General features: G+C 58.9%; 3 protein-coding genes and 1 pseudogene. All 4 read left to right on the top strand.

What is annotated here, in order from left to right:
• Nucleotides 1-97, top strand: a pseudogene (gene moaC, locus DBR24_RS15130) (cyclic pyranopterin monophosphate synthase MoaC); the annotation flags it as partial.
• Nucleotides 94-336, top strand: a complete 243-nt coding sequence (locus DBR24_RS15125) for a MoaD/ThiS family protein (RefSeq protein WP_016985014.1) — start codon at nt 94-96, stop codon at nt 334-336. The pseudogene moaC and the gene DBR24_RS15125, both read left to right, overlap by 4 nt.
• Nucleotides 337-339: 3 nt before the next feature.
• Entirely contained in the window at nt 340-792 is a 453-nt protein-coding gene (gene moaE, locus DBR24_RS15120; RefSeq protein ID WP_016771590.1) for a molybdopterin synthase catalytic subunit MoaE, read from the top strand.
• Between the two features lie 301 nt (nt 793-1,093).
• On the top strand, nt 1,094-1,282 hold a 189-nt coding region (locus DBR24_RS15115), incomplete at its 3' end, for a transporter substrate-binding domain-containing protein (RefSeq protein ID WP_128615163.1).

Raw genomic sequence — 1,282 nt, 5'->3', positions numbered from 1 at the left:
GTGCAAAGCCGTGGATCGCGGCATGACCATCGAAAGCGTACGTCTGCTGGAGAAAGTCGGCGGCAAGAGCGGGCACTTTCAGGCGGAGCAGCCATGAACCTGACCGTGAAGTTTTTCGCCCGTTACCGTGAGGCGCTGGGGGTTGATTCGGTAAAGGTCGAAGGTGATTTCGCCACCGTCGATGACGTGCGCGCATTGCTCGCGCAACGTGACGGTGCCGAGGTATTGAGCGAGCAGAACCTGATGTGTGCGCGCAACGAGGATCTCTGCCAGCTCGACGAGCCGGTGGTCGATGGCGACGAAGTGGCGTTTTTCCCCACCGTGACCGGAGGCTGAGGCATGGCGATTCGTGTGCAGGCCACGCCGTTCGATCCGGGCGCTGAAGTCAATGCGATGCATGCGGCCAATGTCGGCGTCGGGGCGGTGGTGAGTTTTGTCGGTTATGTGCGCGACTTCAACGATGGGTTGGATGTGGCAGGAATGTTCCTTGAGCATTATCCCGGTATGACCGAAAAAGCCCTGGGCAAGATCGCTGTAGAAGCCGAGCAGCGCTGGCCGTTGCTGAAACTGGAAGTGCTGCACCGCATCGGCGCGCTGGAGCCCGGCGAGCCGATCGTCTTTGTCGGCGCCGCCAGCGCTCATCGCCAGGCCGCATTCGATGCCTGCGCCTTTGTCATGGACTACCTGAAAACCCGTGCGCCGTTCTGGAAGAAAGAAAACACCAGCGACGGCCCGCGTTGGGTCGAAGGGCGTGACAGCGATCACGCCGCCGCCGATCGCTGGAAGAAATAAGTTCTCTAGCGCCTTCCAATCCGCCATCGCTGGCAAGCCAGCTCCCACAGGGTTTTGCGTCGTGCACATATTTTTTGTGCACCACTGAAACTGTGGGAGCTGGCTTGCCAGCGATGAGGCCATCTGCAGCACCAAAAACCTCGCAGACACTCTCTTCTCCCTGATTGACGGCTTGTACCTATGAGTCCAATATGGATTTACAAGTACAAAAAACAGCTTCAGTCTGGCCGCTCTTAGCTCCCCGCTTCTAGCTGCTCTTCTTCATCTTGCCAAACCAACAACAACCCGCGAGAGAACGAACATGAAGAAACTTCCCCTCATCACCGGTCTGGCCCTGAGCCTGTTGGCGTGCACCAGCGCGTTCGCCGCCGAGCAAACCCTGCGCATCGGTATCGAAGCGGCTTACCCGCCGTTCGCCTCGAAAACCGACAAGGGCGAAATCGTCGGGTTCGACTACGACATCGGCAATGCCCTGTGCGCGCAGATGAAG

The organism is Pseudomonas sp. HMWF006 (assembly GCF_003061205.1).
In the GTDB taxonomy this organism is placed as follows: Bacteria; Pseudomonadota; Gammaproteobacteria; order Pseudomonadales; family Pseudomonadaceae; genus Aquipseudomonas; species Aquipseudomonas monsensis.
The sequence above is the reverse complement of the archived record's forward strand: the minus strand, read 5'-3'. Positions and strand labels throughout refer to the sequence as shown.